Source organism: Streptomyces chisholmiae (assembly GCF_031845445.1).
GTDB classification, from domain to species: domain Bacteria; phylum Actinomycetota; class Actinomycetes; order Streptomycetales; family Streptomycetaceae; genus Streptomyces; species Streptomyces chisholmiae.
Map to the genome: position 1 here is coordinate 22,760 of NZ_JAVREO010000033.1, position 7,628 is coordinate 30,387.

The following is a 7,628-nucleotide window of genomic DNA, read 5'->3' on the forward strand; positions in this document are numbered from 1 at the left end:
CCTGCCGGGCGCCTCCGGTTGACCTCAGCGCGCCGCGCGGTTGACGGCGGAGACGACCGCCTTCAGGGAGGCGCGGACGATGTTGGCGTCGATGCCGACGCCCCACAGCACCCGGTCGCCCACCGCGCACTCGATGTAGGCGGCGGCCTGCGAGCCGGCGCCCTCGCTCATGGTGTGCTCGACGTAGTCCAGCAGCCGGATGTCGGCGTCGACCACGCCGGTGCCGGCCAGCGCGTCGAAGAACGCGGCGAGCGGCCCGTTGCCGGTGCCGGTCAGCGTGGTGTCCACGCCGTCCACCACGGCCGCCACGGTGAGCGCGTCCTCGCCGTCCCTGGTGCTGGAGGTCTGCGCCTCGCGCAGCGCGATCCGGCCCCAGCCCGGGGTGCCGGAGGGCTGCGGCAGGTACTCGTCCGAGAAGGTCTCCCAGATCGCGGCCGGGCTGACCTCGCCGCCCTCGGCGTCGGTCTTCTCCTGGATGATCCGGGAGAACTCGACCTGCATCCGGCGCGGCAGGTCCAGCGCGTGCTCGGACTTCAGCACGTAGGCGACGCCGCCCTTGCCGGACTGGGAGTTGACCCGGATGACGGCCTCGTAGCTGCGGCCGACGTCCTTGGGGTCGATGGGCAGGTAGGGCACGTCCCAGGGCAGCTCCTCGACCGGCTTGCCGGCCGCCGCGGCCTGCTCGGCGAGGGCGTCGAAGCCCTTCTTGATGGCGTCCTGGTGGGAGCCGGAGAAGGCGGTGTAGACCAGGTCCCCCACGTACGGGTGGCGCGGGTGGACCTCCATCTGGTTGCAGTACTCCCAGGTCCGGCGGATCTCGTCGATCCGGGAGAAGTCGATCATCGGGTCCACGCCCTGGGAGAAGAGGTTCATCCCCAGCGTCACCAGGTCGACGTTGCCGGTGCGCTCGCCCTGCCCGAACAGGCAGCCCTCGATCCGGTCGGCGCCGGCCATCAGGGCCAGCTCGGCGGCGGCCACCGCGGTGCCCCGGTCGTTGTGCGGGTGCACCGACAGGCAGACGAACTCCCGGCGGCTCAGGTGACGCCCCATCCACTCGAACCGGTCGGCGTGCGTGGAGGGGGTGGAACGCTCCACGGTGGCCGGCAGGTTGAGGATGATCTCGCGGCCCTCGGCGGGCTGCCAGACGTCCATCACGCTCTCGCAGATCTCCAGCGCGAAGTCCAGCTCGGTGTCGGTGAAGATCTCCGGGCTGTACTGGTAGCCGAAGGTGGTGCGGTCGTCCAGCAGCTTCTCGGCGTACTCCATGACCAGCCGGGTGCCGTCCACGGCGATGGCCCGCACCTGGTCCCGGCCGCCGCGGAAGACGACCCGGCGGAAGGTGGGGGCGGTCGCGTTGTACAGGTGGACGGTGGCCCGGCGGGCGCCGACCAGGGACTCCACGGTCCGCTCGATCAGCTCCTCGCGGGCCTGGGTCAGCACCGAGATGGTCACGTCCTCCGGGATCGCGTCCTCCTCGATGATGGAGCGCACGAAGTCGAAGTCGGTCTGGCCGGAGGACGGGAAGCCGACCTCGATCTCCTTGTAGCCCATGCGCACCAGCAGGTCGAACATGGCGCGCTTGCGGCTGGGCGACATCGGGTCGATCAGCGCCTGGTTGCCGTCCCGCAGGTCGGTGGAGAGCCAGCGCGGGGCCCGCGTGATCCGCTGGTTCGGCCAGGTGCGGTCGGGCAGGTCAACGGCCTCGTAGGGCCGGTAGCGGTGGGCTGGCATCCCGGAGGGCTGCTGGGTGACGGCGGCGTTGGTCAGCGGCGTCGGCTTGCTCATGAGCGGCGGAACTCCTTGTGCCGGGACGGCGGGGCGCCGTGCGGCGATCGGACGAGGGGACCGACGGACAGGGCCGAACTCCGCGGGGAGGGGGTCGGTCTGTGGCTACAGACCCTCGCCGCGGCGGCTAAGGAGAAGCGTCCAGGTTCGCATCGCGGCTCCCACCCTAGACCCGACCGGGGCCACCGGACCTCCCCCGGTCCAACATCCGAGACATCACTCACACCGGTCACCCGGGGCACTCACACCGGTCGCCCGGGGCGGGGAACGGGTGGGCCGGCGGCCCCGGAGCGGGCGTCCCCGGCGGCCGGGCACCGGCTTCCCACAGGGGGGTGGCGCCAGCCACGGGTGTACTCCGAAGGATGTAGAAACGGCCCGGTGTCACCCGTGGTCGGATGCGGAAGTGTCAACCGTGGGTGGATGAAATGCCTGGTCAGAGCGAGGAACCTGGGATGGCGGCCGTCCTTCGGGGCGGTGTCCGCGGACCTTCCCCTTCCCGTTGCCACGCCATTTCCATCTTGCGCGAGGAGACCCGTCATGGGCGCACTGGACACCCGTCCCCCCGAGTCCGTCGAGCCGGTGCCGCCGCCCGATCCGGGCGGGTCCCGGCGCGGCCGGGCGCTGCCCTGGCTGGTGCTGGGCGCGTGGCTGGCGGTGCTGCTCCTCGCGCTGCCGTTCGCCGGCCGGCTGGGGGACGCCACGGCGGACGAGGGCGTGGCCTATCTGCCGGACAGCGCCGAGTCCACCGAGGTGGCCCGGCTCACCGAGCTGCTGCCCGGCGGGGACACGACGGACCTGCTGCTGGTGCAGCAGCGGCCGGGCGGGCTGACGGCGGCCGACCGGGAGCTGGCGGGGCGGCGGCTGGCGGAGATCGCCGAGCGGTTCGAGCTGACCGCGGGCGGCCCCGGGGACGCCGGGCTCACCTCGGCCGACGGCGCCACCGCGCTGTACCCGTTCGCGCTGGGGGAGCTGGCCGAGGAGGCGCGGGCCGAGGCGGTGGGCGAGATCCGGGAGCTGCTGGCCGGGCCGCCGGCGGGGCTGACGATGGCGCTCGGCGGCGGGGGCGCGCTGGGGGTGGACGCGGAGGCGGTCTTCGAGTCGATCGACGTGACGCTGATGCTGGCGACCGCCGGCATCGTCGCGCTGCTGCTGGTCGTCACCTACCGCAGTCCGCTGCTGTGGCTGGTGCCGCTGGTCGCGGTCGGGGTGGCGGCGGTGGCCGCGATGGCCGTGGTCTACGGGCTGGTGCGGCTCTTCGACCTGACGGTTACCACGATGTCCAGTTCGGTCATGACGGTGCTGATCTTCGGCGCGGGCACGGACTACGCGCTGCTGCTGGTCGCCCGGTACCGGGAGGAGCTGCGCCGGCGGCCGGCCGCAGGGGAGGCGATGCGGGCGGCGTTGCGCGGCTGTGGTCCGGCACTGCTGGCCTCGTCGGGGACGGTCTCGCTGGGGCTGCTGTGCCTGCTGGCGGCCGATCTCAACAGCAGCAGCGGGCTCGGCCCGGTCGGCGCGGTGGGGGTGCTCTGCGCGCTGGCCGTGATGGTCACGCTGCTGCCCGCCCTGTTGGTGCTGCTGGGGCGTGGGGTGTTCTGGCCACTGGTGCCGCGGTTTGGGGCGCCGGCCCCGGCCGGCCGGGGCTCGTTCTTCGCCCGTCTCGGCTCCTCGGTCAGCCGGCGTCCGGTCGCGATCCTGGTCGCCGGGTCGCTGTTCCTCGGCGTGCTCTCGCTGGGCGCGCTGCGGCTGCCCGGCCCGCTGGGCGAGCTGGACAATTTCACGGACCGGCCCGACTCGGTCCGGGCCATGGAGTTGGTCGCGGACGCCTTCCCGGAGCGCAGCGGACAGCCGATCACGGTGTTGGCCGACGCGGAGCACGCGGCGCGGGTGGTGGAGCTGGCCCTGGCCACCGAGGGGGTGGCGGAGGCGGAGCCGGCGCGGGCCGGGGGCGGCTGGCGGGAGATCGAGGTCTTCGCCGCCGACCCACCGGAGTCGGCCGGTGAGCGGGCGACGGTCGCCGCGCTGCGGGAGCGGCTGGCCGAGCTGCCCGCGGCCCGGGCCGTGGTGGGCGGGCCCACGGCCCAGGCGATGGATCTGTCCAGCACCAGCGCCCGTGACCAACTGCTGGTGATACCCCTGGTGTTGCTGGTGGTCCTGCTGGTGCTCGGGGTGCTGCTGCGCAGCCTGGTCGCCTCGGTGCTGCTGCTGGCCGCGGTGGTCGCCTCCTGGGGCGCGGCGATGGGTCTCGGCGGGCTGGTCTTCGGCCCGGTGCTCGGCTTCGCCGGGCTCGATCCCCAGGTACCGCTGCTGTCCTTCGTCTTCTGCGTGGCGCTCGGCGTGGACTACGGCATCTTCCTGATGCACCGGATGCGGGAGGAGGTGCTCGGCGGGGTCTCCACCCGGGCCGCCGCGTTGGCGGCGCTGCGCACCACGGGCGGGGTGATCGCCTCGGCCGGGGTGGTGCTGGCGGCGACGTTCTGTGTGCTGGCCGGCATGCCGATGGTGGTGATGGCCGAGATGGGCTTCGTGGTGGCGGTCGGCGTCCTGCTGGACACCTTCCTGGTCCGCACCTACCTGGTGACCTCGGCCAGTTGGCTGCTGGACCGGCGGGTCTGGTGGCCGGGGCGGCTCGCCCGCCGCCCCGCCGTCCCGGTGCGGGCCGGCGGTGTCGGATGATGACCCGATGAGCACGGCGGTGTGGGCCCGGTGGCGGCGGCCCCTGGAACGCCCGGCGGTGGTCCGGGTGTTGGGGTCGGATGCCGTGCTGGCCCTGGCGCTGCTGGCGGGCTGCGTCGCCGTGGCGCTGCTGCTGCCGCACGACGGGCGGGCCACGGACGGGCTGGCGCTGGCGCTGCTGGCCGGCGTGGTGGGGCCGCTGGCCTGGCGGCGGCGGGCCCCGCTGGCGGTGCTGCTGGTCTCGCTGGCGTTCGCCGCCGTCTTCCACCGGCTGGACTACCAGCACGCGGCGCCGTTCGCGGCCACCGCCGTCGCCGCCTACACGGTGGCCGCCGCCGGGCCCCGGCGCCGCACCCTGGCGCTGGCCGTCGGGGTGCTGGCGGTGGTCGTGCTGGTCTGGCAGCTCAACGGCGGCATACCGGCGCTGAAGCTGCTGCGGATCTCCGGCTGGCTGCTGAGCGTGGTGGCCCTGGGGGAGGCCGTGCGGTTGCACCGGGGGCTGCTGGCGGCGGCCAGGGAGCGGGCGGAGCGGGCCGAGCGCAGCCGCGAGGAGGAGGCGGCCCGCCGGGTCGCCGAGGAGCGGCTGCGGGTCGCCCGTGATCTGCACGACCTGCTGGCGCACAGCATCACCGTGATCGGGGTCCGCGCCTCGGTCGCCGCCCACCTGCTGACGGTGGACCCGGCCCGCGCCGACCTGCCGGCGGTGGCCGGCACGCTGGAGGAGATCAGCGACGTCTGCCGGGACGCCCGGGCCGAGCTGCGCTACACCCTGCGCGGCCTGCGCGGGGACGAGGCCGGCTCGGCCGGGCCGCCGGCCGGCGTGGCCGGCATACCCGATCTCGCCCGGGCCGCCGAACGGGCCGGCGCCGAGGTCGCGTTGTCGCTGCCGCCCGACCTCGACCCGGTGCCCGGGCTGGTCGGGGCCGCCGCCTACCGCATCGTCCAGGAGGCCCTGACCAACGCGGTCCGGCACGCCGGCCCCGGGGTCCGTGTCCGGGTCGCGCTCGCGCGCGCCCCCGGGACGCTGCGGGTGTCCGTGGCGGACGCCGGGCCGCCGGCCGGCGGCCCGCCCGGCCCGCCCGGCGCCGGCTTCGGCCTGGCCGGTATGCGGGAGCGGGCTCGGGGCGTCGGCGGGGCGCTGACCGCCGGCCCTGCCGCGGCCGGCGCCGGCTTCCTGGTGACCGCCGAACTACCCCTGGAGGGAAGCCCGTCGTGACCGAGCCCAGCCGGGCGCCAGCCCCCGAGACCGGCCCGGAGATCCGGGTGCTCCTCGCCGACGACCAACTGCTGGTCCGTTCGGCCTTCGCCATGCTGATCTCGGCCACCCCGGGCATGACGGTGGTGGGGGAGGCCGGCACCGGCCGGCAGGCGGTCGCGCTGGCCGGCGCCACCCCGGCCGACCTGGTGCTGATGGACATCCGGATGCCCGACCTGGACGGCATCGAGGCCACCCGGCTGATCGTCGCCGACGAGCGGCTCGCCGCCCTGCGGGTGCTCGTGCTGACCACCTACGACACCGACGAGTACGTGGTGGAGGCGCTGCGCGCCGGCGCCTCCGGCTTCCTGGTGAAGGACACCAGGCCGGCCGACCTGCTCGACGCGATCCGCACGGTGACGGCCGGCGAGGCGCTGCTCTCGCCCGGCCCCACGGCGCGGCTGATAGCCCGGGTGCTGCGCGCCCCCGAGCCGCCGCCGGCGCCGCCCGCCGGCGCGCTGGGCGGGCTCACCGACCGCGAGCGGCAGGTGCTCGGCCTGATCGGCCGCGGCCTGAACAACGCGGAGATCGCCAGCACGCTCCGGCTCTCCCCGCTGACGGTCAAGACGCACGTCAGCCGGGTGCTGGGCAAGCTCGCCGCCCGGGACCGGGCCCAGCTGGTCATCGCCGCCTACGAGTCCGGCCTGGTCACGGTGGGCGGCGGGCCGGGCTGAGCGCGCGCCGCGGGCAGCCCGCCCGGCCCGGGGCCAGTCCCCGGGCGGGACCGGCCCCGGGTCAGCCGCCGACCGAGGCGAGCACCGAGCGCAGCAGCTCGATGTCCGCCGGCCGCGGCTCGTCGAGCACGCCGACCGCCGGGGCGTGCAGCGCGCTGATCGCCACCATCCGCTCACCGTCGTTGACCAGGGCGTCCAGGTGGCCCTGGTCGGTCGCCACCCGGGCGCCGTCGCCGAGGTCGGCGACCGTGATCTCGCCCGCCGGGACCCGCCGGGGCTCGACCATGTGCGGCGCGGTGAACACCGTGACGCCCAGGCTGGCCTCCGCGCCGGTGAGCTGGCAGCGCAGCCCGCCGGTGCCGCTCACCACGCTCCGGGCCATGCCCAGCTCCTCGCCGAGCACCTCGGCCGCCAGCCCGAGGTCGATCCCGGCGCACGGGCCCTCCGGGGTCCCGTCCGGGGCGACCGGGTCCGCCGGCATCCGCTCCAGCGCGGTGGCCGCGACCAGGGCGACCGCCTGGCCCAGCTCGGCGTCCGGCATCTCGGGCAGTCCGCCGGGCACCTCGTCCCAGGTGTGGGTGACCCGCAGCCCGGTGCTGCCGGCGATCACCCGCACCTCGCGGGTGCGCACCTCGCCGCCGGGCGAGGTCATGGCGAGCACCTCGGCCCGGTCGCCGAGCTGTTCCAGCGGGCCGGTGTCCATGCCCTCGTAGGCGGCGAAGAAGGCGGCCTCGTCCGTCCCGGCCACCGTGTCGATCCGCAGTCCGGAGACGCCCGGCACGTCCTCGGTGAAGTAGCCGCAGCCGGCCAGCCGGCCGCCCTCCTCGTCCGGGTAGACCAGCCGCTGGGTGATGTGCAGCGTGTCAACGCCGAAGATGGTGGCCAGTTCGGCGGTGGGGAAGAGGCCGCACTCGTCGAACGCGTCCTCCGCGGCCGGCTCGCCGGACCCCGCCGAGGACTCCCCGTCCGTCTCCCCGCCGGACTCCGCTTCGGCCCCCTCGCCCGACTCCGTACCCGACTCCTCGGTCCCCTCGTCGTGCACGCCGGCGAACAGGCCGCCACCGCCCTCGTCGTCCGATGCTTCCGAGTCGCCGCTCGAACAGGCGGCGGTGGTCAACAGGGCCACCGCGCCCGCAGTCACGGCCAGTCGCCTGGACCAGCCCATGGGTACTCCAAGATGGTGTTGCTTCGGTTGTCCTGCGGCCGAGCATGGTCGCGGCGCTTTCCCCGCGCTTTCCTCG

The 7,628-nt window shown here is 75.1% G+C and carries 5 protein-coding genes; 3 read left to right on the forward strand and 2 right to left on the reverse strand.

Annotation, left to right across the window (positions count from 1 at the left end):
* Positions 1-24: 24 nt before the first annotated feature.
* Positions 25-1,785, reverse strand: coding sequence for a 2-isopropylmalate synthase (gene leuA, locus RM844_RS31325; RefSeq protein WP_311670832.1), 1,761 nt, complete (start codon positions 1,783-1,785; stop codon positions 25-27).
* Between the two features lie 537 nt (positions 1,786-2,322).
* Here leuA and RM844_RS31330 point away from each other — a divergent pair.
* From RM844_RS31330 to RM844_RS31340, 3 genes are read left to right on the forward strand one after another with little or no spacing between them, the layout of a single operon-like run.
* Positions 2,323-4,458: an MMPL family transporter gene (locus RM844_RS31330; RefSeq protein ID WP_311670833.1), complete on the forward strand. Its 2,136-nt coding sequence runs from the start codon at positions 2,323-2,325 to the stop codon at positions 4,456-4,458.
* A 7-nt stretch (positions 4,459-4,465) separates the two neighbouring features.
* Entirely contained in the window at positions 4,466-5,674 is a 1,209-nt protein-coding gene (locus tag RM844_RS31335) for a sensor histidine kinase (RefSeq protein WP_311670834.1), read from the forward strand.
* Positions 5,671-6,387: a response regulator transcription factor gene (locus RM844_RS31340; RefSeq protein ID WP_311670835.1), complete on the forward strand. Its 717-nt coding sequence runs from the start codon at positions 5,671-5,673 to the stop codon at positions 6,385-6,387. Before RM844_RS31335 ends, RM844_RS31340 begins: the two co-directional genes overlap by 4 nt.
* Before the next feature lie 61 nt (positions 6,388-6,448).
* Here RM844_RS31340 and RM844_RS31345 read toward each other — a convergent pair whose 3' ends face one another.
* Positions 6,449-7,552 carry a hypothetical protein gene (locus RM844_RS31345; protein WP_311670836.1) on the reverse strand — a complete coding sequence of 368 codons (1,104 nt, stop codon included), beginning with the start codon at positions 7,550-7,552 and terminating at the stop codon, positions 6,449-6,451.
* Between the last annotated feature and the right edge of the window lie 76 nt (positions 7,553-7,628).